Here is a 561-nt window from a genome sequence, read left to right on the forward strand (position 1 = left end):
AATTAGTCGGCCTGGCCCCCCGCGCAGGCCACGCCCATGTCTGCCTGCCTGGTACGCACCGCCAGGGGGCAACGCGGCACGATGGGGCGATCACCGGTTTTGCGACCGCCATGACTGGCGAGGTGTTCGCGCTGCTGCGCCAGCACAGCCTGCTCGGCCGCCTGATGGACGACGGCGATGGTTTCGATGCCATCGCCTTCGCCCAAGGCGTGCAGCGCAGCGGCGATGCCGGTGGCCTGCTGCACCACCTGTTCGGCGTGCGTGCGTTGGGCCTGTTCGAGCGTCTCGCGCCTTCGGCCGCCCCCTCCTATCTCTCCGGCCTGTTGCTCGGCCATGAAATCCGCGACCTGGCCGCGCCCGGGGCCGAGGTGCACCTGGTGGGCAATACCACGCTGACCACGCGCTATGCCCACGCGCTGAAGGTGCTCGACAGGACCCCCGTCGATGCGCCTGAAAGCCTTGCGGCGCGGGGCCTGTACCGTCTTGCGCGGCAGCGCGGCCTGCTCGGCTGAGCGCACGGCCCCAGCATTCAGGCACAACCTGTTCTAGAATTGGTCGGCT

The 561-nt window shown here is 69.2% G+C and carries 1 protein-coding gene; it reads left to right on the forward strand.

The features are described from left to right. Positions 1 to 512 (forward strand): 2-dehydro-3-deoxygalactonokinase (locus AAE045_RS24055; protein ID WP_455549814.1); only part of this gene is annotated, 512 nt, incomplete at its 5' end. Positions 513 to 561 lie beyond the last annotated feature (49 nt).

The organism is Dryocola clanedunensis (assembly GCF_038405435.1).
GTDB classification, from domain to species: Bacteria; Pseudomonadota; Gammaproteobacteria; order Enterobacterales; family Enterobacteriaceae; genus Dryocola; species Dryocola clanedunensis_A.